Annotated in this window: 22 protein-coding genes and 1 other RNA gene; 3 read left to right on the top strand and 20 right to left on the bottom strand. The window is 46.3% G+C overall.

Annotated features, from left to right (window positions below; translation table 11 throughout):
• Positions 1 to 3 precede the first annotated feature (3 nt).
• From BMW61_RS10990 to BMW61_RS10920, 15 genes are all read right to left on the bottom strand, one after another.
• Positions 4 to 1,200, bottom strand: coding sequence for a branched-chain amino acid ABC transporter permease (locus tag BMW61_RS10990; protein WP_044959220.1), 1,197 nt, complete (start codon positions 1,198 to 1,200; stop codon positions 4 to 6).
• Positions 1,201 to 1,203: 3 nt separating this feature from the next.
• Positions 1,204 to 2,091: a branched-chain amino acid ABC transporter permease gene (locus tag BMW61_RS10985; RefSeq protein WP_091821819.1), complete on the bottom strand. Its 888-nt coding sequence runs from the start codon at positions 2,089 to 2,091 to the stop codon at positions 1,204 to 1,206.
• 29 nt (positions 2,092 to 2,120) lie between these two features.
• A complete protein-coding gene (locus BMW61_RS10980; protein ID WP_242829932.1) occupies positions 2,121 to 3,329 on the bottom strand; it encodes an ABC transporter substrate-binding protein in 1,209 nt (402 codons plus the stop codon).
• 260 nt (positions 3,330 to 3,589) lie between these two features.
• Positions 3,590 to 3,985 (bottom strand): cytidine deaminase family protein, encoded by a 396-nt coding sequence (locus tag BMW61_RS10975; RefSeq protein ID WP_091821816.1) that lies wholly within the window; start codon positions 3,983 to 3,985, stop codon positions 3,590 to 3,592.
• A 53-nt stretch (positions 3,986 to 4,038) separates the two neighbouring features.
• A complete protein-coding gene (gene rlmD, locus BMW61_RS10970; RefSeq protein ID WP_091821871.1) occupies positions 4,039 to 5,559 on the bottom strand; it encodes a 23S rRNA (uracil(1939)-C(5))-methyltransferase RlmD in 1,521 nt (506 codons plus the stop codon).
• Positions 5,560 to 5,683: 124 nt separating this feature from the next.
• Positions 5,684 to 6,178, bottom strand: a complete 495-nt coding sequence (locus tag BMW61_RS10965) for a tRNA (cytidine(34)-2'-O)-methyltransferase (RefSeq protein ID WP_091821813.1) — start codon at positions 6,176 to 6,178, stop codon at positions 5,684 to 5,686.
• A complete protein-coding gene (locus BMW61_RS10960) occupies positions 6,178 to 7,617 on the bottom strand; it encodes a sensor histidine kinase (RefSeq protein ID WP_022760983.1) in 1,440 nt (479 codons plus the stop codon). Before BMW61_RS10960 ends, BMW61_RS10965 begins: the two co-directional genes overlap by 1 nt.
• 6 nt (positions 7,618 to 7,623) lie before the next feature.
• Complete coding sequence (locus tag BMW61_RS10955) at positions 7,624 to 8,322, bottom strand: response regulator transcription factor (protein WP_022760982.1); 699 nt, start codon at positions 8,320 to 8,322, stop codon at positions 7,624 to 7,626.
• A gap of 84 nt (positions 8,323 to 8,406) precedes the next feature.
• Complete coding sequence (locus tag BMW61_RS10950; RefSeq protein WP_091821810.1) at positions 8,407 to 10,788, bottom strand: endonuclease MutS2; 2,382 nt, start codon at positions 10,786 to 10,788, stop codon at positions 8,407 to 8,409.
• The gene (locus BMW61_RS10945) at positions 10,788 to 11,735 is read right to left on the bottom strand and encodes a 3'-5' exoribonuclease YhaM family protein (protein ID WP_091821807.1); all 948 of its coding nucleotides are present in this window, start codon (positions 11,733 to 11,735) and stop codon (positions 10,788 to 10,790) included. The genes BMW61_RS10950 and BMW61_RS10945 overlap by 1 nt, the downstream gene beginning before the upstream one ends.
• A 77-nt stretch (positions 11,736 to 11,812) precedes the next feature.
• A complete protein-coding gene (locus BMW61_RS10940; RefSeq protein ID WP_022760979.1) occupies positions 11,813 to 13,198 on the bottom strand; it encodes a S1C family serine protease in 1,386 nt (461 codons plus the stop codon).
• 13 nt (positions 13,199 to 13,211) lie between these two features.
• A complete protein-coding gene (locus tag BMW61_RS10935) occupies positions 13,212 to 14,372 on the bottom strand; it encodes an aminotransferase class I/II-fold pyridoxal phosphate-dependent enzyme (protein ID WP_091821805.1) in 1,161 nt (386 codons plus the stop codon).
• On the bottom strand, positions 14,369 to 14,857 hold the full coding sequence (locus BMW61_RS10930; RefSeq protein ID WP_091821802.1) for an Lrp/AsnC family transcriptional regulator: 489 nt from the start codon (positions 14,855 to 14,857) through the stop codon (positions 14,369 to 14,371). Before BMW61_RS10930 ends, BMW61_RS10935 begins: the two co-directional genes overlap by 4 nt.
• A 66-nt stretch (positions 14,858 to 14,923) precedes the next feature.
• Positions 14,924 to 15,985: an AIR synthase-related protein gene (locus BMW61_RS10925; RefSeq protein WP_091821799.1), complete on the bottom strand. Its 1,062-nt coding sequence runs from the start codon at positions 15,983 to 15,985 to the stop codon at positions 14,924 to 14,926.
• 68 nt (positions 15,986 to 16,053) lie between these two features.
• Entirely contained in the window at positions 16,054 to 17,769 is a 1,716-nt protein-coding gene (locus BMW61_RS10920) for a VanW family protein (protein WP_091821796.1), read from the bottom strand.
• Positions 17,770 to 17,965: 196 nt separating this feature from the next.
• On the opposite strand from BMW61_RS10920, the gene BMW61_RS10915 reads away from it, so the two are divergent.
• Positions 17,966 to 18,649, top strand: coding sequence for a hypothetical protein (locus BMW61_RS10915; RefSeq protein ID WP_022760973.1), 684 nt, complete (start codon positions 17,966 to 17,968; stop codon positions 18,647 to 18,649).
• Positions 18,650 to 18,711: 62 nt separating this feature from the next.
• Here the strand turns inward: BMW61_RS10915 and BMW61_RS10910 are convergent, their stop codons facing one another.
• The 3 genes from BMW61_RS10910 to BMW61_RS10900 all read right to left on the bottom strand — a co-directional run bounded on the left by BMW61_RS10910 (position 18,712) and on the right by BMW61_RS10900 (position 22,555).
• The gene (locus tag BMW61_RS10910; RefSeq protein ID WP_091821869.1) at positions 18,712 to 19,875 is read right to left on the bottom strand and encodes a galactokinase; all 1,164 of its coding nucleotides are present in this window, start codon (positions 19,873 to 19,875) and stop codon (positions 18,712 to 18,714) included.
• Positions 19,876 to 20,002: 127 nt separating this feature from the next.
• Positions 20,003 to 21,157 (bottom strand): toxic anion resistance protein, encoded by a 1,155-nt coding sequence (locus BMW61_RS10905; protein WP_022760971.1) that lies wholly within the window; start codon positions 21,155 to 21,157, stop codon positions 20,003 to 20,005.
• Between the two features lie 87 nt (positions 21,158 to 21,244).
• The gene (locus tag BMW61_RS10900) at positions 21,245 to 22,555 is read right to left on the bottom strand and encodes a 5-bromo-4-chloroindolyl phosphate hydrolysis family protein (protein ID WP_091821793.1); all 1,311 of its coding nucleotides are present in this window, start codon (positions 22,553 to 22,555) and stop codon (positions 21,245 to 21,247) included.
• A gap of 200 nt (positions 22,556 to 22,755) precedes the next feature.
• Between BMW61_RS10900 and BMW61_RS10895 the strand changes: the two genes are divergently transcribed.
• On the top strand, positions 22,756 to 24,231 hold the full coding sequence (locus BMW61_RS10895; RefSeq protein ID WP_091821790.1) for a nicotinate phosphoribosyltransferase: 1,476 nt from the start codon (positions 22,756 to 22,758) through the stop codon (positions 24,229 to 24,231).
• A 140-nt stretch (positions 24,232 to 24,371) separates the two neighbouring features.
• Here BMW61_RS10895 and BMW61_RS10890 read toward each other — a convergent pair whose 3' ends face one another.
• Positions 24,372 to 25,352: a glycoside hydrolase family 43 protein gene (locus BMW61_RS10890; protein WP_091821787.1), complete on the bottom strand. Its 981-nt coding sequence runs from the start codon at positions 25,350 to 25,352 to the stop codon at positions 24,372 to 24,374.
• Positions 25,353 to 25,663: 311 nt separating this feature from the next.
• Here BMW61_RS10890 and BMW61_RS10885 point away from each other — a divergent pair, with 311 nt between their 5' ends.
• Positions 25,664 to 26,536, top strand: a complete 873-nt coding sequence (locus BMW61_RS10885) for a helix-turn-helix domain-containing protein (protein WP_091821784.1) — start codon at positions 25,664 to 25,666, stop codon at positions 26,534 to 26,536.
• A gap of 26 nt (positions 26,537 to 26,562) precedes the next feature.
• Here the strand turns inward: BMW61_RS10885 and ffs are convergent.
• Positions 26,563 to 26,662, bottom strand: an RNA gene (gene ffs / locus BMW61_RS10880) — signal recognition particle sRNA small type.
• Between the last annotated feature and the right edge of the window lie 35 nt (positions 26,663 to 26,697).

The raw sequence follows: 26,697 nt of genomic DNA, 5'->3' as shown, positions 1-26,697 counted from the left end.
ATCCTAGTGTTTCCTTTCTCTTTTTCCGGACAATACTTTCATGAGTCCGCTGAGGCTCAGCTCGTTGTTTCCCATTATGCCCTGTGAGAAGAACAGCACTATTACCATGATTACTATGGAAAATACCACCATTCTGAAACCGTTTCTAAGAAGCGGCACTTTGAAGCCGCCAATATACTGTTCGCTGTCGAGGAATCTCAGCCACCACTCGGAGCACGCAACATAAAGGAAGGTTGCGAGAATGCTTCCGCTTACTGAACCAATTCCGCCGATAACTACAATAAGAAGAATCTCGTAAGTCATTACTGAGGTAAACGCTTTTGCCTGTGCATTTGCAACGTACATTGCAAACAGCGCGCCGCCCACTCCCGCAAAGAAGCTGGAGATGACGAACGAGAGCATCTTGTGTTTGAAAAGATTGATACCCATAGCTTCTGCAGCAACTTCGTCGTCGCGAATTGATTTAAAGGCGCGTCCGTAGGAGCTGTGGATCAGAAGAACTATGATTGCGATGCATATGGATGAAATAAGGAACGGGATAAAGGTTGAAAGTCTGACCAGTACGTTCCCCGATGCATCGGTGATGTTGAAGCTTGAGAAGGTCGGGAAGCCCTTAATCATGTTGGCTCCGTTTGTGATTCTTCCAAGCTTTTGCCACTGGAATATTGCACGAAGTATCTCAGCAAAGCCAAGTGTAGCTATTGCGAGGTAGTCGCTCTTAAGTCTGAGAACCGGGATTCCTATAAGATATGCGAAGAATGCAGCAACGCATCCAGCAAGGATAAGTGCTATGAAGCATCCGAGTATCATGCTGATCGCACCGCCGGCTCCGGTCGTTCCGAAGATGGCACCAAGTCCGTCAATTATTGAGGATTTTAATGCGCAGCCTCCGAAAAGGTAGTAAACCTGTTCTTTCTGGTCTGCAGGAACTGTAAGTATTGCGTAGGTGTACGCACCAAGAAGCATGAAGCCTGCCTGTCCAAGTGAGAACAGTCCTGTAAATCCGTTAAGAAGGTTCATTGATACTGCCACCAGTGAGTAGACAGCCGCTTTTTTTAAAACCGTAAACAGCGGACTGGTGGGCTGGAATACCTGCGGGAGTCCCGGAATCATAGCGCTTATGTTCTCCAGCAGTATTACAAGCAGCAGAAGTACTGCTATGAATATGTATGCTTTAAGATTAGATTGTTTTTGTTTCATAATTTATACCTTGTCTGTGGCAGCTTCTCCAAAGAGTCCCTGCGGTTTGAATACTAGAATGATGATAAGGAGTGCAAAGGTGAATGCATCGGAGAACACTGAGACGTCCCATGCTGAGGGAAGTCCCTTGATGATGGTCTCACAGATTCCGATAAGGAATGCTCCGATGACAGCTCCGGGAATTGAACCAATGCCTCCGAAAACTGCCGCCACAAACGCCTTGAGGCCGGGCATTGCACCGGCCGTAGGCGTAATTGCAGGATAGTTTGTGAAAAACAGTATGGAACCAATTGCCGCAAGGGCGGAACCGATTATGAAAGTTGCGGAAATAACGTTATTTATCTTGATTCCCATGAGTCTTGAGGTCTCAAAATCCTTTGAAACAGCTCTCATGGCCATTCCGACCTTTGTGCGGTTTATGAGCTGTGTGAGTGCATAAACCAGGATAAATACCAGGAATGGTGTTATTATAACTACCCATTTTGTCTGGGTTCCCGCAACGTTAACCGTGTCAGATAAAAACGGTATTGTGGGATAAGTCATCGGCTGTCCACCGGTAACATAGGTTGCGGTATTTTGCAGAAGATAGCTCACACCTATCGCAGAGATCATAACCGACATTCTCGGCGCATCTCTAAGAGGCTTGTACGCAGCCCTCTCAATCGTAAATCCTAAGAATACCGTAAGCAGTATAACCAGGGGCAGTGACTCTCCTATCGGCAAAGTTGCCGTGAAGTATATTCCCATAAGTCCTGCCACCATGAATACATCGCCGTGAGCAAAGTTGATGAGGCGAAGTATTCCGTATACAAGTGTATAGCCGATTGCGATAAGAGCATATTGCCCGCCAACCGATATTCCCGAGAGCAATACTGAAATGACGTATTCCATAAAACTATTTTCCTTTTACTTATTGTGTTTTATTTTGATGCTGAACCTGTCTGTACTTTCTCGAATGCCCATGTTCCTGTAGCTGTATCAGCAGTCTTGATGTAAGCTGTGTCACGAACTGCATCTCCAATATCATCAAAAGCGATGGAGCCTGATACGCCGTCCCACTTAACCCCGGGGATTGCTGATTTGATGGCTGCCTTGTCGCCTGAGCCTGCTGCCTTGATAGCTTCAAGAGCTACATAGTATGCATCATAGCCCATTGCTGTAACTGCTGAAATTGTGTCGTTTCCGCCGTTTGCTGTAAGTGCACTTGAGTTATTGTTAATGTAATCCTTGATACCTTTATCGAAGGTCTCGGAACCACCCTCCTGATAGAAGGTTGATACGAAGAGCTGAAGGTTTGTGCCCTTGGTTGCTTCAAGAACCATGTTGTCATCAAGTGTATCGGATCCAAGGAAAGGAATTCCGATATCAAGTGAAGCTGCCTGCTCCATGATCTGCTTTGCATAAGCGATTGATACAGGTGTGAAGATTACATCTGCACCTTCGCTCTTTGCCTTGTTCAGATATGAAGTAAAGTCAGAGTTGTTTGTAGGGAAAGAATCGGCAATTACCTCACCGCCTGCTCCCTCAAATACCTGCTTGAAGAATGCGATAAGTCCCTGATCATACTCGTTTCCGTTCTCACCGAGGCAGTATGCCTTCTTAGCTGAGAACTTATCCATAGCAAAGTTTGCAAGAACGTCTGCCTGGAAGTTATCAAGGAAACAAATTCTGAAGTAGTAATCATTTCCTGCTGTTACGTTAGGGTTTGTGCAGGTTACGCCGATTGCGGCAAGTCCTGCCTCCTCGAATTTAGGTCCGCCCGCCATTGAAACGCCGGAACCATAGGATCCAAGAACAAGAGATACATCCTTACCAACCAGTTCGGATGCTGCTGAAGGAGCCTTGTCTGCCGATGATCCATTATCAGCGATTACAAGCTCGATGTTGTAGGTCTTTCCACCCACTTCAACTGTGGGAGTCTCGGAGTTAGCGTACTGCATTCCAAGAATCTCTTTCTTTCCGCCGGAAGCAGAGTCACCTGTTGAAGGCTCAAAGATACCGATCTTGATGGTATCGCCTGAGGATGATCCTCCGCCGTTTGCTGCTCCACCGCCAGATGAGCCGCAGGCAACAAGACCAAGCGCCATTACTCCCGCCATTGCCATTGCAAGAAACTTTTTCATTACCATTTTTAATTCCTCCTCACTAATTAAATTTTTAATTACATAAGCGGAACTACTATTGGATACAATAGTACAAAATTAAAGAACTCTTTACCATTTTAAACCATTAAAGTGTCATTTACAATTAAATCAATACTATTTTCTGACATCCACAGAAATCTGCCTATGAAAAAAAGGCGCCTTGAAACACTGTGTGATTCAAAACGCCTTCGTTTGTATACAAGTATACTCATTAAAAATATTTTTTCAACCGGATTTTTAACAGCTTAGTCAATCCACCATTCCGGTGTCAGCTCACCAAGCTTCATCACTCTGTCCGCTGAGTAATCAATCATGATATCAATGTCTTTATATTTTCCGGGCATGAGCTGAGTCATAAGCTCCCTGCATGCTCCGCAGGGTGCTCCCTTCCCTTCATTGGGCGGGATGCAAAGGACTCTGTCGATCTCATAATCTCCATTGGTGATCATATTGAAAATTGCATTTCTCTCAGCACATATGCCAAGAGTTGAGCATGTGTCGATGCACACGCCAGTATATATTTTTCCGGATTTTGAGCGAACCGCCGCAGAAACTCCTCCTGCCGTTACATAATCGGAGATTGTTACTTCACCAATTACAGCTTTAGCTGCATCATACATTTCTTCCCATATTTTATCCATGGAATCATCCTCCTAATACTTTTCAATCGTGGACAGCTATCGCATGGACAGCGTTAGCCTTTCGACGTCGTCCCTGCGGTCCTAGTCAAAAGGACTACTGTCTCAACATGCACAGTATTTGGGAACATGTCGCATGGGCGGACGCGTTTTAGCTCATAGCCGCCGTCCACAAGGATTCGGAGGTCTCTGGCAAGGGTGGCGGAGTCGCAGCTGACATAGACAATGCGGTCGGGACTCATCTTGAGCATGGTATCAAGACAGTCTTTGTCGCAGCCCTTGCGGGGCGGATCCACAACGATGACATCGGGGTGGAGAGCCTTCTCCCTATCAGCCGGTATTTTCCCTTCATAGAAAGCAGGAAGGACTTCCTCTGCTTTTCCAACATAAAATGTAGCATTTTCTATATTATTGGAGAGTGCATTCTCCCTGGCATTTTCTATAGCCTGTGGTATAACCTCCACGCCGTAGACATGGCCTGCTTTCTTCGCCATGGACAGGCTGATTGTGCCGATTCCGCAATAGAGATCCCAGACAGTCTCATTTCCTGTAAGGTCGGCATAGGAAACCGCTGTGTTGTAGAGTTTCTCTGTCTGAATCGGATTCACCTGATAAAAAGAGAGCGGTGAAATTCGAAATTCAATTCCGCAGAGTGTGTCTTTTATGGAATCCTCTCCCCAGAGGGTATGTATTTCACGTCCAAGAATTACATTGGTCTTTTCATTATTGATGTTTACAGTTATGCTCTTAACGCCATTTACCGCGTGAAGTTTCTCAATCAGTTTTTCCTGGTTTCTGATATACTCGATTTTTTCTTCATTTGAAAAATGATTGTCCGGCTTTGTCTTTGCGTTTGTGCCGTTTTTCCCACCATACTTAATAACAAGGCACACCATGATTTCTTTACTGGTAAAGCCCTTCCTGATAAGCACATGGCGCACTACTCCCTTGCCGGTAGTTTCATCATAGGCAGGGATGCGGTTTTTCTCCATGTGATCAAGAACTATATTCAAGATTTCGCGGTTTTCCTCCACTCCAAGAAGGCAGTCCTCCACAGGGATTATCGCGTGTGTTCTTCCCGCATAAAAACCAGCAATGGTTTTTCCATTCTTGTCCGTTCCTATGGGGAACTGAGCTTTGTTTCTGTATCTGAAATAAGCCGGAAGACCTTCCTTATCTTCCTCCATCCCGATGATCGGTTCCATGACTGAGTCTATAAACTTAGGCTCGAAACCTCCAAGTCTTATGATATTGTTTCTTACCTTTTCGGTTTTGAATTCGAGCTGCTTTTTGTAATGAAGATTCTGAATCTGGCACCCGCCGCAAGCCTTTGATACAGGACACTGGGGCTTAATCCTAAACTCTGATGGCTCGAGGATCTCATCAAGATGAGCATAGGCGTAGTTCTTCTTACTTTTCATAATGGAAACTTTTACAAGATCGCCTATAACTGCGTCCTTTACAAAAAGGGTATAGCCGTCAACCTTGCCAATACCCTCTCCGTCGTTTCCTATATCTTCAATCCTCACCATGAGGATATCTCCCTTGTTGTAGGGGGAATTGATTTTCTTTGTCATGCGGGCTCCTTTCCCCTCATCCGTCAGCTTCGCTGACACCTTCCCCCCAAGGGGAAGGCATATTAGATTTCACTTTCCCCAAGGGGAAGGCATATTAGATTTCGCTTTCCCCAATGGGAAGGCTTTACTGATTCCACTGTAGTCTGTGGAGTTCGCCCTCCTCTTCCATTCCGGGGAAGCCGTTCTGTCTTAAGGCTTCGTACAAAACGATCGCAACGGAATTGGAGAGATTGAGGGACCTGATGTCGTGTCCCATGGGGATTCTGATGCAGTCCTCTTCATTATCCACGAGGAGTTCCTCTGGAATTCCGGCGCTCTCCTTGCCGAACATGATGAAATCATCCATGCCGTAGCTGACCTCTGTATAGGAGCGCTTTGCTTTTGTGGTCGCAAGCCAGACCTTGGCACCCGGGTGCTTTTCCTTGAATTCTTCGTAATTAATGTAGCGGGTGTAATCGAGCTTATCCCAGTAGTCCATGCCCGCGCGCTTTATATCTTTTCCGTGAAGCGCAAAACCCAGGGGCTCTATAAGATGCAGGGAGCTGCCTGTCGCAACGCAGGTTCTCCCGATATTGCCGGTATTCTGTGGAATCTCCGGCTGATGAAGTACTATGTGCATTACAGTCCCTCCTCGTCGCTGTCCATTGAAGCGGCCTTCGGTACTGAGAATATGAACTCTGTCCCGACTCCGACGGTTGAAATGCAATTTATATTCTCTCCATGGGCCTTGATGATTTCTTTTACGATTGAAAGGCCGAGTCCGGTTCCCTTTTTGTCCTTACCGCGGGACGCATCGGATTTATAGAATCTTTCGAAGACCATCTTCTGGTCTTCCTTGGGAATTCCGATTCCGCTATCCTTAACCGAGACGAATACCTTGCTTCTTTTCTCGGTGGTCTCGATCTTGATAACCGAATCGTGGTGGCTGAACTTTATGGCATTGTCCAGAAGGTTATAGAGAACCTGCTGAATCTTACTCATGTCGGCGTTAACTATCATCTTATCATCAGTCAGCACCAGCTCTATCGCAATTTTCTTCTCAAGGCAGGTCATCTCAAAACTGGCCGCGGTGTTGCGTATTACCTGGTTTATGTCAAAATCGGCCTTTTCAAGGAGCATTCCTTTGGCGTTCAGATTGTTGAGCGTAAGAAGGCCGTTGGTAAGCTTGGTAAGTCGCTCGGTTTCATTCAATACTATGCCGAGGTATTTTTCATGCATCTCCTGCGGTATGGTACCATCCAGCATTGCTTCGATATATCCGCGAATTGAGGTAAGAGGTGAACGGAAATCGTGGGAGACATTCGCCACGAATTTTTTCTGATCCTCCTCCTGCCTTGCAATCTCGCCCGCCATATATGACAGGGATGCCGCAAGATAGCCCATCTCGTCCTCGGACTCCACCGAGAATTCATAGTTCATGTTGCCGGCAGCATACTCCTCTGTCGCCTGCGTAATTCTTCGAAGCGGAATGTATACAAGCTCTGTGAAAAAGATGAGTATTATCAGTGACAGCAAAAACATGACGATGAGCATCAGGTAGGAAATATTCAGGAATTCATCCGCAGTTTTCCTAAGCTGGCTCATGGGCGTATGGATGATAACATAGGCCTGAACCTTGTAATTGGCTGTGATAGGGGCAAAAACGGAAAGTACGCTCTCTTGGAAATTCCCCCAGAAATCACCTATGGTGTAGTAGGTTCCGCCTGTTGCGGTGGGATCAAAGCCTTCAATCTTAATCTCCTCGCCCTGTTCGATGACGTTGGAAGAATCCAGAACCAGACGTCCCGAGGGATTGACTATCCAAATCCTCGCTCCGTCCATATATTTTGAGAGAGCAACGAGCTGCTGCTGAACCGTTTCAAGCGAGGTCTCGCTGTTATAAAGGTCCGCAGCGTAGGTGTTCGCAATCTGCGTTGCCTCAGCATAGAGACTCTCTGCCTTTTTCCGGCGGCAGTGCTCCAGCGTCATGTTTGACACGAAGGTCGCCACCATTATGAAACCGAAAATGGCAAAGAGAAGATATGCAATTAAGAATTTTAGATATAGTGTTCGTTTCATTTAAGTTTATGAAACCTCAAACTTGTAACCGATCCCCCAGATTGTAGCGATTCTCCAGGTCTCATGATCTTTGATCTTTTCTCTGAGTCTCTTGATGTGAACATCTACAGTTCTAGTGTCTCCGACATATTCGTATCCCCAGATCTGATCAAGAAGCTGCTCTCTTGTGAAAACTCTGTTCGGAGAGGATGCCAGGAAGTATAAAAGCTCCAGCTCCTTAGGAGGCATATCCAGCCTTGCACCCTGATAGTTTACAGAGTAGTTTGTCATGTTAATTTCAAGATCCTGATATTTTACAACCTTGTCGTCGGAAGGCTCTGTCTCTGTCACGATGGGCTTGTATCTTCTGAGAACAGCCTTGACTCTCGCAACCAGTTCCTTGGAATCAAACGGTTTTTCCATATAATCATCGGCGCCCATCTCGAGTCCGAGCACCTTATCAAAAACTTCTCCCTTAGCGGAGAGCATGATTATCGGTGTCTGAGATCTGGTCCTAAGCTCTCTGCAGACCTGATATCCGTCAATTCCGGGAAGCATGAGATCCAGGAGCACGAGATTCGGCTCAAATGTATCAAATGCAGCAAGAGCTGACTCACCATCCCCTACGATAAGGGTGTCAAAACACTCCTTAACGAGGTAAAGTGAGATAAGCTCTGCGATATTGCTGTCGTCGTCGACTATTAAGATTTTCTGTTTCGTTACCATATTTGCCCTCATCCGCCCCTTCGGGGCACCTTCTCCCAGCGGGAGAAGGCATTATATTTTTATCGTCCTCCACAGGAAAGGCTCTTATTTTATAAATGTCACGATTGTCACACCTGAGTCTCCCTCACCGAACTCGCCAAGTTTAAAGGACTTGACGTAAGGTGCGGCCTTAAGGTGATCGTGTACGGCCTGTCTGAGGACTCCGGAGCCCTTGCCGTGTACGATTCTAACTGAAGGAAGGTGCGATACATAGGCGCTGTCGAGATATTTATCGAGCTCGGCGATAGCATCCGCGCTGTTTAATCCTATGAGATTGAGCTCGGTTCTGATGTTCTTTGCCCCGGACAGGTCCATTTTATGCTGTCCGTAGAACTTCTTCATCTGCTCCTTGCCGCCCTCTTCCTTGATAAGCTCAAGGTCGTCAATGTGCGCTCTTGATTTCATAATACCACATTGAACCATGACATTCCCATCTTTATCGGGCTTGGAGCTGATTGTTCCCTTGAGCCCCATGGAAATAATTCGCACCGAATCACCAAGCTTAATCTGTGTAGGTTTAAGCTTCTTGTGACCGGGAGTCTGCGGCTTATTCTTTATGGAAAGCTTCTGGTTCTTATCGGAGATCTTCTTGTTGACGCTCTGACGAGCTTTCTCAAGCTCCTGCATGGGAACTCCCGCCTCAGCTTTGCGCATGGTTCTGATGGTCTCATCAGCTGCATCCTTGGCTTCCTGCAGAATCTCTCTGGCTTCCTCATGGGCCTGTCTTAATATCTTGTCCCTTGATTCATCGAGCTTAGTATGCTTGCCCTGGAGCTCTTCCTTAAGCTGTTCAACTTCCTTCTTATAACGCTCGATCTCGATGCGCTCGTTCTCGATTGTAACTCTGCTGTTTTCAAGGTCAGTCAAAAGATCCTCGAATTTGCGGTTATCCTGACTAATTTGTGCGCCTGCTGCCTCTATGATTTCATCGGAAAGCCCGAGTCTTTTCGATATCGCAAAGGCATTACTTTTTCCCGGAACTCCGATCAAAAGTCTGTAGGTCGGTCTCAGCGACTCCACATCAAACTCGCAGCTGGCATTCTGTATGCCCTCAGTCGTGAGCGCATAAACCTTGAGCTCACTGTAGTGAGTCGTCGCCATGGTTCTGATGCCGCGCTTATGAAGGTGATCCAGAATAGATATGGCAAGGGCCGCACCCTCAGTGGGGTCGGTTCCCGCTCCGAGCTCATCGAAGAGGCACAGCGAGTTTTCATCAGCATTCTCAAGAATGCGCACTGTGTTCGTCATGTGCGAGGAAAAAGTGGATAAGCTCTGCTCTATACTCTGCTCATCACCGATGTCGGCATAAATCTCATTAAATACGGAAAGCTCCGATCTGTCGGCCGCCGGAATAGCTAGTCCGGCCTGTCCCATTAATGTAAGAAGACCCACGGTTTTCAGCGTAACCGTCTTACCTCCGGTATTGGGGCCGGTGATTATGATCATGTCAAAATCCTTGCCCGCATAGACATCTATCGGCACGGCTTTTTTCTTATCAAGAAGCGGATGCCGCCCCTTTATGATATTGAAATAGTGTCTCTCATTGAAAATCGGAGTGATGGCATTCTGCGAAAGAGCAAGTGAAGCCTTCGCAAACACAAAGTCAAGCTCCGTCATGATAGCCGCGTTATCGGAAAGCGCAGTAAGATACCCGCCTACTTCAGCGGAAAGTCTTGCAAGTATGACCTCAATTTCAGCCTTCTCCATTGCAGCCAGCTCGCGAAGCTTGTTGTTAAGCTCAACGATAACCGCTGGTTCTATGAAAAGTGTGGAACCTGTAGAGGACTGGTCATGGACGATACCGTTTACCTGGCTTTTGTACTCGGCCTTGATCGGGATGCAGTAGCGGTCGCCTCTCATGGTGACAACAGCCTCCTGCAGGTAGGATCTTAAAGATCCGTTAACCATTTTTCCAAGCTGGTCGTGAATTCTGTCGCCTGTGATCTGGATGTCGCGCCTTATATGGCGAAGTGCAGGGCTTGCATCCGAAGATATCTCATCCTCTGAAATAATACAGCGTCTGATCTCACCCGCAACCGGAGTCAGCGGTTCAAGTCCGTCAAAAAGATCAGAAAGGACATCTCTGTTATCCTCTTCCTTATCTGATCTTCCGTAGCTCTTCACTCTGTTTACATTATCCAAAAAGCTCGCAATATTAAGGAGCTGCGGTGCATCAAGGCTGCTCCCTATTTTCAGAGCCTTCAGATACCCGCTTATGTCTTTGTTGCTTCCGAAGGAAACGGATCCCTTCTTGAAAATTCTGGAGATACCGGCGTCGGTTTTCTTCAGATTCCTCTGAATCTCACGAAGATCAGAGGATGGTAACAGCTCCCTGCAGGCCCTTTTTCCGGGCTCAGAGGTCGCATGGTTACTCAATTCTTCAATTATTTTGTCGTATTCTAATACGTGTAAAACTTTTTCATTCATTATGATTCAACCCTGGTGTCAAACAGGTTGCTCTCGAGAAGCTTGTTGTACCCGAGCCAACCCACTTCATTCGTGTTATTAAGTATCTCAGTAAATGTCTCGAGTTTGGCATCCGTGTTGTCCGCAAGGTGAAGCGCCATGGCTTCAATGATAGCGGGCATCTTGGGTGAGCCATACTCATATTTCCCGTGGTGCGATAAAATGCAGTGCTGAAGCTCCTGCTTTAAGAGTACAGGGAAATCATTAATGTCTTTAATCTTCTCTGCAACCATCTCACTGCCCATGACGATGTGCCCCAGGAACTGGCCCTCGTTCGTGTAATCATTCTCAGGGAAAAGTGAGAGTTCTCTCGTTTTTCCTATATCATGGCAGATTGCGGCTGTTATAAGAAGATCTCTGTTTATGGCAGGATATGCCTTGGAAAAATAGTCGCACATTCTGGTAACGCTCAGGGTGTGCTCCAAAAGTCCGCCCACAAAGCCGTGGTGAACCGATTTTGCCGCAGAAGACTTGCGAAATGCCTTCACAAATTCCTCATCCTTAATGAAAAGTGTTTCAAGAAGCGCCTTCAGATACTGGTTGCCAACAGTATTAATGATGGCCAGAAGGTCCTTGTACATTTCGTCGTTGTTCTTCGAAGATACCGGCAGATAGAGCGACTCATCGTACTCGCCCTCATGACAAAGGCGCGCTCTCTTGATGTTGATCTGAAGCGCGTTGTTGAAGGTTGTCACCTCACCGAAAACGTCTATATAATCCAGGGAATCGAAGTCGTCAATTCCCTCGCTGTTGGGCTCCCAGACCTTTGCGTCGACAGTTCCTGTCTTATCCTGCAAGGTAACGGAATAGTAGGTCTTTCCGTTTTTTGTTGTTGCTGCCTGCATGTGTTTGCAAAAGTAGATGTCGGCAACCCTGTCGCCGTTGTTTAAATCTTTGATGAATTTCATTTAGTTCTCCTGTTGTTTCTAGGTCCCTCATCCGGCGCTTCGCGCCACCTTCTCCCAGAGGGAGAAGGCTAAATGTTCTATTCCGCATTATCGGTTGAGTTGTCCGATGATATATCAATTGTGAGTTCGGCGTAGCCCTCGGCTGCCTGTCTCATTAATGTAAGTGTCACCTGAGTTCCGGGCTTGACATCTCTGATTCTTGATACGAAGGTGTCAAATCCTGCCACTTCCTCTCCGTTCACTGCGGTTATTATATCTCCGCTCTGAACTCCCGAAAGCATCGCCGGTGAATCCATTTCCGTGCGTATTACATAGGCACCTGCAGGGATGTTCTCTCCCTCCTGAAGGTCCTTTGGGACAGTCTGTCCATGGATGCCCACAAAGGTTCTCCCTTTTCCGTTGGACAGATCCTCGATAAGTGCCCGAAGCTCTGTAATTCCCACAGCCGAAAGGACGTTAGGCATAGCCTGCGTGTTGTACTTCATGTCGATGAATCCCACAACGGAGCCGGAAAGATTAATGATGGCACCGCTTGCGTTGGTGCTTCCGTTCATGTCCGTTGTAAGGAGCTTGTAATTTGAATCAGCAAGATCAAGATCCGAGTTAGCAGATGTGACAAAGCCGTAGCACATGGATCCTCTGGTGCCCATGGGTCTTCCCACTGCAATTACAGGGGTTCCGATCACTCCGCCGGTCTTGGAGCTTCCAAGAGGCGCTACGCCTATTGCCGCCCTGGTGTTTTCCGAAATATCCTTGTATTTTACCGCAACAATACCAAGCCCTGTAACCGCATCGCTCTGCTTCAAATATGCGCTGCCCACGGTTTCATCGCAGAAAGTGACCTGAATCGATTCAGCATCGCTGATTGCCGAAGTCTGAACCAGGATCAGGTACTCAGCCCCGTTGTCCGCCACGATCACGCCGCAGGTCTGTCCTTCACTCTCGTAGGGATCGTTGATCCAGTTGGTGTCCGAGGTTTTTGACGTCACTGTCACAAGGCTCTTCTCAGCACTTGTGGCAACACTTTTTAAAGAAGCGTACATATCCATGTAATCGGTCTGATCTGCCTGGTGCGAAGTCATCTCGCTCTTCATCTTGGAAAGCTCGGATGATGCCATGTCTATGGCAACGCTGGCAGCTTCGGCCGCAATGGCATTGTCATCAGCGTACATATCCTCAGGCTGCATCTCATCCGCAACCGTCTCCTCTGTGAGTGCCACGGGTGTGGGGGTCTCCTCCGGATATAGCCTGTTGTTTATAACGGGCGCCAGAAAAACGAAGGTCAGGCACGCCACCGCGCCAAATACCACCGCCAATGTCATAGTTATAAGAGTTCTTCTAAGAAGCTTTTTCTTGTTTATGGGGCGCTGCTTGATTTTTTCTCTTAGGAAATCCGCCCTGGCTATCGGGCTTTTCTCAGGATCAAGCTTTACGTCGTCCACGTTTTCCCTGTTATCTTCCATAACTGCCTCTTGATTATCTGTGGTTATCTATGAACCGCTTTAATCTCTCCATTGCCTTTTTAAGGTCATCAAGTGAATATGCATAGGATATTCTTATGAAGCCCTCGCCGCAGTCTCCGAATGCGTTTCCGGGTACCACTGCCAGTTTTTCCTCCTGGAGAAGCTTAGTTGCAAACTCATCGCTGCTCATCCCGAATTCCTTGATGCACGGGAATATGTAAAAAGCTCCGAAGGGCTCAAAGCACGGAAGTCCAAGGTCTCTGAACTCCTTTACAAGATATCTTCTCCTCTGGTTGTACTGCTCACGCATCATGGCAACGTCTTCATCGCCATTTTTCAGTGCCTCCACAGCAGCATACTGGCTGGTCGTGGGTGCGCACATGATAGCGAACTGATGGATTTTGGTCATCTGAGCTATGATGTCCTTCGGTCCGCACGCGTATCCCAGTCTCCATCCGGTCATCGCATAGGATTTCGAAAAACCGTTGATAAGGACGGTTCTCTCGTACATTCCTGGAATCTCTACAATTGACACATGTTTATCTGTATAGGTCAATTCTGAGTAGATCTCATCGGATATTACGAAGAGGTCCTTCTCCTCTATAACCTTTGCAATGGCCGCGAGGTCCTTCTTTTCCATAATTGCCCCTGTCGGGTTGTTGGGGAAAGGCAGAACAAGTATCTTGGTCTTGTCCGTTACATGCTCGAGTATTTCTTCTGCTGTAAGTCTGAATTCATTTTCTTCCTTAAGCTCGATGATAACCGGCTTTGCTCCCGCAAGGATTGCGCAGGGCTCATAGGAAACGTAGCTGGGCTGTGGTATTAAGACCTCATCCCCCGGATCAACCATTGCCCTGAGCGCAAGGTCAATCGCTTCGGAACCTCCGACGGTGACAAGCACCTGGTCGTCGGGCTCATATTGTATGTTCTGTCTGCGTTTTAAGTAATTGCAGACTTCTACCTTAAGTTCTCTCAAACCGGAATTGGACGTGTAGAAAGTGCGTCCTTTTTCCAATGAATAAATGCCCTCATCCCTGATATGCCAGGGTGTATCAAAATCGGGTTCACCCACACCAAGTGATATTGCGCCGTCAATAGACTTCACAACATCAAAGAATTTGCGGATTCCCGAGGGCTTGATTTCAACGATTTTCTCAGAAAGCGGATTCCTCATGGTGTGACTATCTCCCTTGTATCTTCATATTTTTTTGTCAAAATTGTTCCGTGCTCTTTGTACTTCTGAAGTATGAAGTGCGTAGAGCAGCTAAGGACAGTATCAAGCGGTGACAGTTTGTTTGTAACAAAGGTTGCCACTTCCTTAAGGCTCTTGCCCTCAAGCATTACCATGAGGTCAAAACCGCCTGACATCAGATATACACTTGTAACTTCCGGATATTTATAGATTCTCTCAGCAATGGAATCAAAGCCAATACCTCTCTGAGGTGTAACCTTAACCTCGATGAGAGCCATTACCTTCTCTATGTTGGTTTTGGACCAGTCAATCATTGTATGATAACCACAGATGATTCCCTCATCCTCAAGAGCTCTGAGTTCATTCGCGACTTCGATCTCCGGCGCGGCCAGAATCACCGCCAGTTCCTCAACGCCTATACGGCTGTTCTTATCAATTGTGCGAAGTAATTCATCTCTGTTTACCATGGTATTCTCCTCCAAACATTTAAATAGACGGGCAAAATGGCATACTTTGCCCTGCACATATTCTCATTATTGTACCATAAAATCAGCACTTGTTATACCTGCAAGCTTAAGGATCTCATCCGGCTGGGGTTTATCGAGGTAGCGGACTTCATCGTCGTTGATGATCTTCTTATCATTACTGTCGGTCGTAACACCAATTATTTCAGCATTTATTCCGGCTTCTTCATAGGCTCTGACAAGGCCCTCACCGTCGTCAGCGAGAACCAACAGTGAACCACCGGAGATCATCTGATATGGATTAAGCCCTAGATGATTTGTAATCTCGATGGTTTCCTGGCGGATAGGAATCTTTTTTAGGTACACTTCTATGCCGCAGCGAGCTCTGGCGGCAATGTCCCAGAGGGCAGCAAAGACGCCACCCGATGAGATATCATGTAAAAATACAACGCCGGATGTCTCCCTACAAGCTGACGTTTCTTCACAGGAATTGCAACCCAGTTGCTCTAATCTGTTCTCCAGCGCGATCTCCGCATCCCTTCTAACAGAAACAAGCTTTTTGAAATCCTTTGCCTCGCGAATCATGTAGTCAGGAAGGCGTTCAGACAGCTTCTCTGCGCATTCACTGGCAAGGATAGCTGTTCCTTCTACAGCAGCCCACTTGGTCATGACAATATCGAGTCCTGCGTAGGATTTCTTTTCTGAAAACTGGCTACTTTTTTCTCCGGTAACAACCGCGGTTATCATAGGCCTTGAAACCGCATCCGTCACCTCAGTATGTCCGCCTTCTACGGCAATTCCAAGCTCATTCGTGGCAGCGATGGCTCTTCTCATAATAGCCTTAAGCTCTGCTTCCTCTGTATCCACAGGAAGCATTACGTTAAGTACTGCCATCAGAGGTTTTCCGCCGTCGCAGAATATGTTGTTTGCCGCATTGTGGACAGCATAATAAGCCGCCTCCTCCGAAATAGCTGTAAATGTGGACACAGCTGTCATAATTGTGCTTCCTTTTTCATCTAAAGAATAAGCGCAGTCTGACCTTCCAGCTGCGCTTTTCTTATTGGAATCACTTTTAATAAGTTTAAGTACCGAGCGATTTAAAACGCTCTCAGTTACTTTTCCGATTCTCATTTATTCATTTTCTCCGTGAATACTCTGCCAATATCGGCAATATCTCGGGTTCCGATTCACCGCATCTATCAGTCAGCCGGCGGTGGTACTTCCTCCTGCACGGGATCTATAGGTGCAGGTGTATCATCTGCTGCCGGTGCAGGTGTCTCCGTAGGAGCTGCCTGTTCTGCGGGAGCTGTCTGCTCTGCCGGTGCTGCTTGTTCCGCGGGTGCTGCTTCCGTTGCCGGAGCTGCTTCAGGATTCTGTGCCGCCTGCTGAGCTGCAAGCTGTGCTTCTGCCGATGCAGCCTGAGCTGCAGCTGCTGCCTGTGCGGCCTCCACATCACCGCCCTGTGCGGCAACCTGTTGAACAGCGGCGATTGCGCCTGCCACTGCTTTTATCTGGTTGATGTCACCGGTTGCAATTGCTGTTGCAATCTGTGCTGCAGCAGTCGGATCTGATGTTGCGGTTCCTACTGTGATAATTCTGGGAACCATCTTATAAGTACTGGTATTGATTACCTCACGATTTGTCTCGGAGCCGTTTTCATAAGTAATCTTCCAAAGCTGTGCCTTATATCCGATGTGTGCAGACTGGGTACTTACTGTACCTATCGGTGATCCGCCGTCTGCAACTATCTGGTCAGCACCTGCCGGTGTTTCCTCTAAAACTTCACTCTGGTACTCAACCTTATGTGTGGAAGGTCTTGTCTCCACGCCGTAGATAGTGAAGGTTATATGCTTATCTGTAGTAGTTACACCCTCTATATAAATAGGGTGCTCTGTGCTGTTTACAAACTTGAAGTTCTTACCGCCGGTCTCTGCAATCGCAGCATCCATAGACGGTTTAACATAATTGATGATCATTGAGTGGTTGTGACGCTCGGTAACCTGAAGCTCTGCCTTCAAAACAGCATTGTAAAGTGTACTTGAAACCTGGCAGATACCACCGCCGACACTTTCAACAACTATTCCGTTAAGGTAAGAACCTGCGGGGAAGTAGCCATTAGCCTCCGTAAAAGGAGTTATAGTCTCAAGAACCGAGAACTCCTCTCCGGGATATACGGTGGTTCCGTTGATAAGGCTACAGCCGTTTGCTACATTGGCACTTCTGGCAGCACCTGATGAAGAATAGCTTGTAGTATAGGTTCCGAGAACATCCTTGACTTGACTAAGCTCCTCGTAGCTACCCTCAGGCAAATCCTCCTCAATCACAACATCAATTGCACAATCATTGTGATCCCAGCTTCCCTGGATATAATCCTTGATAGCGGTAAGAGAAGCCTGTTCGTCAAGAATATAGCCTGTCTGTCCCTCTGAAATGGTGAATCCATCACCGGTTTTCTTCAGAGTGTAATTAGCCTTGGAAGCATTAAAGGGTGCGCAATTTACTTCCAGAATCTGGTAGATCGCATCGTCATTAAAGGAATACTCGATGTTATAACGCTGTGTACTGTGCTCAAGGTCCTTAATCGCCTTGTATCGCTGAATAATGTTGCCCTTTCTGCAAAGAGCAAAAGCTTCATCAACTACTTCGGGATTCGCCCAACCGAGACCGAAATCGGCCACTGTTACTGCTACGCTCTGTCCCTCACCTTTACCTCTGAGTGTTACATTCTTGGCACGAAGCTGCTCGATGTACTGGCCTACAGCCTCTGTAGCCTGCTCAGTTGTCATGCCCGAAACATCAACATCACCAATGAAAACTCCCTGGTGAATAGTATCTGAAGCGGCGTTAGCGCTACCTGCCGGAATTACAAGTGCAAGCGTAAGCGCCATCAGACAAAGGAACATAAATTTTTTCATAATCTCTCCATTTCGCCACTTTCCTGGCAAATACCGGTGTTATATAATCAGAAGGAAAGACTGCTTGCGAGCGGAATTACCAGTGCAAGAATCAATACGATAATGATTATTGCAGAAATGACTTTTCTGTTTTTGCCGGAATTAAAAAACTTCAACATAGTATTATACTCCTAAATTTTCTGAAAGGAAATTATAAATGAAATTACCTTTTTTGACAACCTTTATCCTCTTCGTCCTGATGACCAACATAGCGATACACAGGAACAATGAGAAAATACGCAAAAAGGAAGAAGACTTCTGGGATAAAGAGCTTCGAGCCAACAGCACGAGACGAAAAAGTCTCGAGCATTTGGACTATGTCACAATCCCTATGGACAAGCTCCCCTTTGGCGCTGTAACCGGGAACGATGAGATCGATTTTTGTGAAAAAAGCATCCGTCGGCTCGCTGAGCAGAGGATCGTCAATCTGACCGGAATTACCAACACCGATCTCAAGCTTGAATACGGTGCTCCCAACATTACGGAGCTCACAGCCTACGACCAGAACTACACAACACTGGTCACAAACCTTCAAAAGTGGGCAAAAGAGCTGTATGACGCTTCTTTATATAAGGAAGCTGTCTCCGTCCTTGAATTTGCAGTATCTACCAAAACCGACGTGACCGCAACTTATAAGCTTCTGTGTGATCTTTATAAAAACAAGCTGTCGCTGTCCCAGACTGAGGCTGATTCTAAGATAGAAAAGCTTCTTCCCATCGCCGAAAGCCTGAATTCATTAAGTAAGAGTAATATAGTCAGCATTCTGAATTCGCAGCTTGGTGATAATTCAAAAAATAGCCTTCCTCCAACGAAGGAAGATGTCAGTGAAATAGTCGGGTGAAGGATCCCCTCATCCGTCGGCTTCGCCGACACCCTCCCCACAGGGGGAAGGCTTTATTTATTTCAAATTACTGCAGGGCCGCCGCCGATGGATACTGTGTAGAAGGTTGCGTCGTAGCCTATCTTTTCGCGATAAGCCTTTCCTACCTTCTCCTTGAATTCCTCAACTGCCTCGTCCTTAACTATTGAGACAGTGCAGCCTCCGAAGCCGCCGCCTGTCATTCTGGAGCCGATAACTCCCGGAATCTTCCAGGCTTCCTCGGCAAGAGTATCAAGCTCAATACCTGTTACATCATAGTCATCTCGAAGTGAAATGTGAGACTGCTTCATGAGCTCGCCGAATTTCTCAAGATCTCCTGCCTTTAAAGCAGCAACTGCTTTGATCGTTCTCTGGTTCTCATACACGGCGTGCTTAGCTTTGATGCGTCTGTCATCATCCTTGATGGCGTCCTTATGAGCCTCAAATTCCTCTTCAGTAAGATCACCCAGTGTCTTAATATCAACAACTGTCTGAAGCTCGGAAAGAGCCTTTTCACAAGCGCTTCTTCTGGCATTGTAAGCAGAATCTGTAAGCTTGTGCTTTTTATTTGTATTACTGATGATGATCTTCGCACCGTCAAGCTTTATGGGTGCATATTCAAAGGACAGATCCGCAGTATCGAGGAAAATTGCATTCTCCTCTTTTCCCATTGCAGATGCAAACTGATCCATAATTCCACAGTTGCATCCGTTGAAATTGTTCTCGGAGTACTGTCCGATAAGTGCAAGATCCTGATTGGTAACATCAAATCCGTAGAGGTCTCTTAAGATGAATCCTGTCAGAACCTCAAGGGATGCAGAAGATGAAAGGCCTGAACCGTTCGGAATATTGCCGTAGATTATCATGTCGAAGCCCGTATCGAGCTTAAGGCCTCTTTTCTCAAAAGCCCATACAACACCAACCGGATATGCTGTCCAGCCTGCTGTTCTGGATTTTTCAAGATCATCAAGTGAAGCCTCGATAATTTTTCCGTTGTCAAAATTCATTGAAAAGAAGCGCATTTTTCTGTCGTTTCTCTTCGCTGCAGCTCCGTATGTTCCTATTGTCAGTGCACAGGGAAATACGTGCCCGCCGTTGTAATCTGTGTGTTCACCAATAAGATTAACACGGCCGGGAGCAAAGTATGCTTTAACGCTGTCGTTTTTGCCATACTGCTCTTCGAATCCCTTAAGTACTGCGTCTTTCATTTTCTGTTCCATATTCTGTCCTTCCTAGCCCCTCATCCGGCACTTCGTGCCACCTGTCTTCGCTCCGCTTCGGTCCGCGCTAAACCAACGTCCCCCGGACGTTGAGCGCCCCCCAAGGGGGATGGCTTTAGTTCTTCGCTGCCTGAAGGAGCTTCTCGCGGAGCTGGCCTTCGATCTGTGCAAGCTCTGCTTCTGCGTTCTTACGCTTTTCCTTACCTTCAGTCTGTATTCTCATAACTTCGTCAAGAGTTGTGATAAGTGTCTCGTTGGTGTGCTTAAGTGTCTCCATGTCAACTATGCCTCGCTCTGATTCCTTAGCAGCCTCAACGGTAGCAACCTTCAGCATGTCTGCGTTCTTCTTAAGAAGTGCGTTGGTCATGTCGTTAACCTCGCGCTCAGCCTTAGCTGCCTGTGCGGAGTGCTCGATTCCGATTGCGATAACCATCTGGTTCTTCCAAAGCGGAATAGTGTTAACGATTGTGGACTGGATCTTCTCAGCCATTGCTGTGTCAGCACTCTGAACCATACGGATCTGAGGGCCTGTCTGCATAGCGATTGTACGTGTAAGCTCAAGATCGTAGATCTTCTTCTCGAATCTGTCGCAGAGAGCTGCCATATCCTTAGCTGCCTGTGCATCCTCAGGAAGTCCTGACTGCTCTGCCTTCTTCTGAGCTGCAACAAGCTCGTTTGCTCTAACCTGCTCAAGCTTCTTCTTACCTGCAATGATGTACATTGAAAGCTCTTTGTAGTAATTGAGGTTGAGCTTGTACATGTTGTCGAGTGTGGCAACATCCTTCATAAGAGTCATCTGATGTCTCTCAAGCTCATTGCTGATAGCCTCAACGTTTTTCTCAACGCTTGTATATCTTGCCTTTAATGCAGTAACCTTATTGGCACTCTTTTTGAAAAGTGCTTTAAGTCCCTTCTCGTCCTCTTCAACCTCAAAGTTCTTGAGCTCTGTAACAAGGCCTGTGATCATGTCGCCGACCTGTCCCATATCCTTTGTGCGCACGTTATCAATGGCTTTTTCCGAAAAATCTGCCATCTTCTTCTGTGTGCCTGCACCATAGTTCATGATTCCCTGAGAGTTGGTAATATCAATCTGCTGAACGAAAGCATCAACCTGCTTCATCTCCTCCTCAGTCAGCTGTGCCTCTGCTGCAGCTGCCTCAGGTGTCTGCGGTGCTGTAGCTGCCGGCGCAGGTGCAACTGCCTCGGCTACCGGTGCGTCAAATGACAATGTCGGTGCTGAATTCTCAAACTCTTTAAACTCGTCTCCCATTTTACTTCCTCCAACTAAATTTTTCTTTTCATAATGTTTCAAAAAACAAACATTTACGACTAAAAATGATTACTGTTATTCTTCGGGTTAAAACTTAAGCTGTACCTTTTCATCCTCAGCGGCCTGGGCCTGCGCACCTGCGGCCTGCTGCAATTCGGGGGCTACCTGATATGCAGATCCCTCAAACGAAAGCGGTGCCGGCTGCGGTGCAGTTCTTGCCGGAACAGGAACCGGCTCGGGCATCGGCTGTCCGGACATAAGACCATCGGGTGTAAGACCGTCCTGCGCCATCATGGTTTTCATAACCGATATATCTGAAGAAATATCCCATGCCATATCCTGGAACAAGCTGTCCAGAAGATTTTCAAAGGCATCGTTTATTACATCGATAGCACCCTCAATCTCTTTCTTGGTTCTGGTGATGTTCTCACCAACCTCAGGCTGCTTATCGAGATCAACATAAGCATTCAAAAGCTTGGTTGTTGTGGGCAGATAGTAATTCATGAACTTCTTGAGTTCGTCCGCACATTCGGGCTCATTCTCCACCTGGGTGAAAATCTTCCTCATGATATTTTCAAGCTGATAGAGCTTTTCCGACATCTCATCACCGGGAATCTCATCATTAATTCTGCGGATAGTCGCAAGATATGCATTACCCTCATCAATGATGGATTTAACGCCCTGGTTTGTTACACCCTCTGTGCTCTCGGCACTGAAGCGATCCTGGCTCATCTGCTGTGCCTCAGCCAGTTCTCTGTCCTGTCTTGCTTTCTCAGCTCTCATGTACTGCGCGAAAGCTCTCTCGGAAAGCATTACCGTAGTCTCATTCCTGTCAAACCTTGCGGTAGGAAGAAAGTCCTTATTTATCATCTTTTTGATGTTTTTCAGAACCGTATCGGAACGCTCCCCTGCTGCCATCGCAAGATCACCGACTGCGAAAAATTCGGAATTTCCCAAGATTCTTCCGTATTTATTGAAGGCTTTTGCCAGCTTTTTATCATCGGATCCGACTTTAATAAGGAATCCGAATATTGCTGTGATCGCGAGATAAGTAACGGCTTGCGCCCACACACCGGTTGATATGGCCCCAAGGGTTGCAAGTCCGAAAATTGCAGCACCTACTATGCCTCCAACTACCTTGCCCATTCCATGATTCATGCTGACTTTTCTTGTGAAAAACGGTATCCTTTTGGCGCCGCTTGCATAATTAACGGTTCTGGTTGTCGAAGCCTTACCTCTGAAATTCTGTGAGGGGTTCGCTTTTGCTGCCCTGACCGCATCCTCTATTGAAACCTTCAGTGAAACACTAAGATTATCATAATTTCCTGTCTCGACCGCCTTGGTAACTTCTTTTAATATCTTGTTACCGGCGTTATAGATGTTATCGTAATCTCCCATAACTCAACCATCCTCAATAAAACAACTGATTCAAATCTTTTCCATTTTATAATATTATCCATCAAAAAACAATCTCAGACCGCGTAAATTCAAGGGCTTTAATTGGTTTACTTTGGTACCTTAAAGTGAAAAATTGTGTTATTATTGACCGTGGAGTTACTTTTTTCCAAAAAACTTTATATTTAAGAAGGTAAAATTGTATGGACAGACAAAATCTGACACTGCTGACAGACCTGTATGAACTTACGATGATGCAGGGCTACTTCAAGAACAAGTCCCAGAACGAGACCGTAATTTTTGATGCATTTTTCAGAAATAATCCGTTTGGCGGCGGTTACTCAATTATGGCCGGACTTGAGCAGCTTATCAACTATATTAAAGAGCTGCATTTTGACGAGGAAGATATCGATTACCTCAGAAGCATTGGTATCTTTGACGAGGATTTCCTTGATTATCTTCGCGATTTCAAATTCAGCGGGGACATTTATTCCATTCCCGAGGGAACACTCATTTTCCCCAGAGAGCCCCTTGTTAAGGTCATCGCACCCATCATGGAAGCTCAGCTTATTGAAACCGCGATTTTAAATATCATCAACCATCAGTCACTTATCGCAACCAAGGCAGCAAGAATCTGCTATGCAGCTGAAGGCGACGGAATTATGGAGTTTGGTCTTCGCCGTGCGCAGGGTCCTGACGCCGGAACCTACGGTGCAAGAGCTGCAGTTATCGGCGGATGTGTCGGCACCAGCAATGTTCTGTGCGGACAGCTCTTCGATATCCCTGTAAAGGGCACACATGCTCACAGCTGGATCATGAGTTTCCCTGATGAGTACACAGCTTTTAAGACCTATGCAAAATTGTATCCTTCAGCATGTATACTTCTCGTCGACACCTATGACACCCTTAAGTCAGGTGTACCAAATGCAATCCGTGTTTTCAAGGAGATGAAGGAAGAAGGCATCGACCTTAGCTTCTACGGAATCCGTCTCGACAGCGGCGACCTTGCTTATCTTTCAAAAGAGGCCCGCAAGATGCTCGATGACGCCGGATTCCCGGATGCTATTATTTCAGCTTCCAACGATCTTGATGAGTACCTTATCTCATCCCTTAAGTCACAGGGCGCTGCCATCACTTCCTGGGGCGTTGGTACACACCTCATCACAGCTAAGGACAATCCGTCCTTCGGAGGCGTTTACAAGCTCGCAGCGGTTATGGGCGAAGACGGTGAGTTTATTCCCAAGATCAAGCTCTCCGAGAATTCCGAGAAGGTCACCAACCCCGGAAACAAGAAGATCTACAGAGTTTATGAAAAGGCAAGCGGCAAGGTTAAGGCCGACCTCATCTGTCTCGAAAACGAGACCTTTACTGAGGATAAACAGCTTCTGCTCTTCGATCCCTTAGAGCCCTGGAAGAAGACTCTTCTTCCCGCAGGAAGCTTCACTTTAAGAGAGATCATGGTTCCTATATTCAAAAACGGCGAATGTGTCTACACTTCACCTAAGACGATGGAAATTCGTGATTACTGCCTCAAGGAGCAGGATACACTCTGGGAGGAGACAAGACGTCTCTTCAATCCTCACGAGGTTCATGTGGATCTGTCCCGTCGTTTGTATGACACCAAGATGAAACTTCTGGATCAAATGTCCGGACTCGATATGACAAATGTAGAAAACTGATAAAATGACGCCCGGGGATTTAAGTATATAGATTTCAATCTCGTTGCTTACGCATAATCGCTTGAAATCTATATACTTAAATCCCCGGGCTGTTTTTTATAATTATTACATTTTCATATCATCCGGTTATTCAAGGATAATTATTTTTTATGATCATAGGGATGGATTGTCTCTATAGTTCCATCCTCTGCGATGTTAAGCTTTGTATACTTAACACATCTTCTGTGGTTGATTCCGCCTGACAATTCACAGTCATGATAGAACAGGTACCACTCACCCTCAATCTCAAGAATTGAATGGTGGGTTGTCCAACCGATTACAGGCTCCATGATGCGTCCCTTGTAGGTGAAGGGGCCGTATGGGTTATCACTCTCAGCATAGCAGAGATAATGTGTGGTTCCGGTTGAATATGAGAAATAGTACTTTCCGTTGTACTTGTAGGTCCAGGGATCCTCGAAATATCTGCGATCCTCGTCACCTGCAAGAAGGGGCTTTCCGTTTTCATCCAGAATCTGAATATCTCTGGGTGTTTCTGCAAAGGACTTCATATCCTCGCTCATAAGTGCCATCTTCGGGAAAACCGCATTCTCGTTCTTCTCCGGCTCTGTGCCGTTAGGATCGAATTTTCCTGTTCTGTATTTCTCAAGCTGTCCGCCCCAGAGGCCGCCAAAGTAAACATATACTTTTCCGTCGTCGTCCTTGAAGGAACAGGGATCTATACTGAAGCTTCCCTCAATGCAATTGTCCTCAGGCTTGAAAGGTCCTTCGGGTTTATCGCTCTCTGCAATACCGAGTCTGAAGTTTCCTTCCTTATCTCTTGCCGGAAATACAAGATAATACTTGCCGTTTGTATAAACCACATCCGGTGCCCACATCTGATCGCTAACCCAGGGTACATCGTGCATGCTGAGTGCCACGCCGTGATCTGTAACATCTCCGCCGAGCTTATCCATGGAAAGGATGTGGTAATCCTGCATCTGATACTCATCACCGTTATCGTTATCCTCACCGTCATGCGGAATATCATGTGACGGATATACATAGATTTTTCCGTCGAAAACATGTGCTGACGGGTCTGCTGTGAAAATATGTGTAACTAAAGGCTCTCTTTCTTTGCTCATTATAAACTCCTCTCTATTACCAGTGGATTAAGATTATCACAGGCGCCTTGCTCATTTCTTTGCAATAGTTGTTAATTGGTGTCAAAAAATTGCCTTAATTAATTTCGCTTTTTTGCTCATATCATTAATTATCACCTATTTTCACATGGCAAAATTGTGCAAAAGCCATAATCTTAGCGTTTTTGTCCGCAATAATTAATTGGTTAAAAGCAATTTTTGATAGTTAAAAGAGCACCTTTTTGTAATAAAATAAACTCTGTAATTTACAGATATTGCTAATTGCATATTTGAGAACCTTAGAGGAAACGAATATGATTGAAACTTTAAACGGACTTGTTGAGACAGTCAATTTTAAACAGAGTACTTCCATAAAATTATATGACAATGATAAATATGAAGATTATCCGCCGCACTGGCATGCTGCGATTGAGCTCATTATGCCCACTCGCAATTTGTACTTCCTGAACTGTGCAGGCGAAGATGTTGTTCTAAGAGAGAGCGATATCGCCATTATCTGCCCGGGATGCATCCACTCCATAAAAGCTCCCGAAGTTGGTCAGCGCATCATTTTTCAGCCCGATACCAATGAGCTCAGATTCATGCATGACGTTGAATCACTTATCAACATCATGTCTCCTTATATTGTTGTAACTCCCGAGGATTATCCTCAGATCCACGACAGGGCAAAGACTCTCCTTTTGGAGATCAACCAGATTTATGAAAAGAATGCCTCTTTTTCAGAGGTTGATATCTATTGTAAGCTTCTGGAATTCATGTCTCTTATAGGAAAAAATTACGTCAGCAAAAAGCGCACCGACGATTCTGCGGAATACGCCAAGGGCGACGAATACTTTGAGAAATTTATCGAGATCTGCGACTATCTTCAGGAGCACTGCTCTGAGGACCTTACTCTCGATGATGTTGCCGACAGAAGCGGCTTTAGCAAGTTTTATTTCTCAAGAAGATTCAAGCAGTTTACAAACGTTTCCTTCTATAAATATGTGAACCAGAAGAGAATTGCAAAAGCTGAAACATATCTTACAGATCCCAGGAACTCTGTAACGGATGTAGCCTTAAACTGCGGCTTCCCGTCGCTGTCCTCTTTTATAAGAATGTTCAAGATAATAAAGGGATGCACACCAACAGAATTCAGAAATATGTACTGGTGTGGGAATAAAGCGTAACGGTCCTGTAATGGACACACGCAGGGCGAAACCAGGCTACCTTACAACACATGAGAGATTCCGCTTAGTGCTGCTTCGTTCCCGACCTGACACGGTTCGCAGGCTCTCATTGCATAAGACCCGATCCCGCACGAGCGTGCACCCGTTACAAGACCGTCATT

Origin of the sequence: Butyrivibrio sp. ob235 (assembly GCF_900109475.1) — a bacterium.
Lineage (GTDB): Bacteria > Bacillota > Clostridia > Lachnospirales > Lachnospiraceae > Butyrivibrio.
Note: the sequence above shows the minus strand (reverse complement) of the source record. Positions and strands in the feature narration are given on the sequence as shown.

Coding starts and splice junctions, on each gene's coding strand:
- BMW61_RS10990 (WP_044959220.1), bottom strand. CDS start 1,200: ATGAAACAAAAACAATCTAATCTTAAAGCATACATATTCATAGCAGTA.
- BMW61_RS10985 (WP_091821819.1), bottom strand. CDS start 2,091: ATGGAATACGTCATTTCAGTATTGCTCTCGGGAATATCGGTTGGCGGG.
- BMW61_RS10980 (WP_242829932.1), bottom strand. CDS start 3,329: ATGGTAATGAAAAAGTTTCTTGCAATGGCAATGGCGGGAGTAATGGCG.
- BMW61_RS10975 (WP_091821816.1), bottom strand. CDS start 3,985: ATGGATAAAATATGGGAAGAAATGTATGATGCAGCTAAAGCTGTAATT.
- rlmD (WP_091821871.1), bottom strand. CDS start 5,559: ATGACAAAGAAAATCAATTCCCCCTACAACAAGGGAGATATCCTCATG.
- BMW61_RS10965 (WP_091821813.1), bottom strand. CDS start 6,178: ATGCACATAGTACTTCATCAGCCGGAGATTCCACAGAATACCGGCAAT.
- BMW61_RS10960 (WP_022760983.1), bottom strand. CDS start 7,617: ATGAAACGAACACTATATCTAAAATTCTTAATTGCATATCTTCTCTTT.
- BMW61_RS10955 (WP_022760982.1), bottom strand. CDS start 8,322: ATGGTAACGAAACAGAAAATCTTAATAGTCGACGACGACAGCAATATC.
- BMW61_RS10950 (WP_091821810.1), bottom strand. CDS start 10,788: ATGAATGAAAAAGTTTTACACGTATTAGAATACGACAAAATAATTGAA.
- BMW61_RS10945 (WP_091821807.1), bottom strand. CDS start 11,735: ATGAAATTCATCAAAGATTTAAACAACGGCGACAGGGTTGCCGACATC.
- BMW61_RS10940 (WP_022760979.1), bottom strand. CDS start 13,198: ATGGAAGATAACAGGGAAAACGTGGACGACGTAAAGCTTGATCCTGAG.
- BMW61_RS10935 (WP_091821805.1), bottom strand. CDS start 14,372: ATGAGGAATCCGCTTTCTGAGAAAATCGTTGAAATCAAGCCCTCGGGA.
- BMW61_RS10930 (WP_091821802.1), bottom strand. CDS start 14,857: ATGGTAAACAGAGATGAATTACTTCGCACAATTGATAAGAACAGCCGT.
- BMW61_RS10925 (WP_091821799.1), bottom strand. CDS start 15,985: ATGAGAATCGGAAAAGTAACTGAGAGCGTTTTAAATCGCTCGGTACTT.
- BMW61_RS10920 (WP_091821796.1), bottom strand. CDS start 17,769: ATGAAAAAATTTATGTTCCTTTGTCTGATGGCGCTTACGCTTGCACTT.
- BMW61_RS10915 (WP_022760973.1), top strand. CDS start 17,966: ATGAAATTACCTTTTTTGACAACCTTTATCCTCTTCGTCCTGATGACC.
- BMW61_RS10910 (WP_091821869.1), bottom strand. CDS start 19,875: ATGAAAGACGCAGTACTTAAGGGATTCGAAGAGCAGTATGGCAAAAAC.
- BMW61_RS10905 (WP_022760971.1), bottom strand. CDS start 21,157: ATGGGAGACGAGTTTAAAGAGTTTGAGAATTCAGCACCGACATTGTCA.
- BMW61_RS10900 (WP_091821793.1), bottom strand. CDS start 22,555: ATGGGAGATTACGATAACATCTATAACGCCGGTAACAAGATATTAAAA.
- BMW61_RS10895 (WP_091821790.1), top strand. CDS start 22,756: ATGGACAGACAAAATCTGACACTGCTGACAGACCTGTATGAACTTACG.
- BMW61_RS10890 (WP_091821787.1), bottom strand. CDS start 25,352: ATGAGCAAAGAAAGAGAGCCTTTAGTTACACATATTTTCACAGCAGAC.
- BMW61_RS10885 (WP_091821784.1), top strand. CDS start 25,664: ATGATTGAAACTTTAAACGGACTTGTTGAGACAGTCAATTTTAAACAG.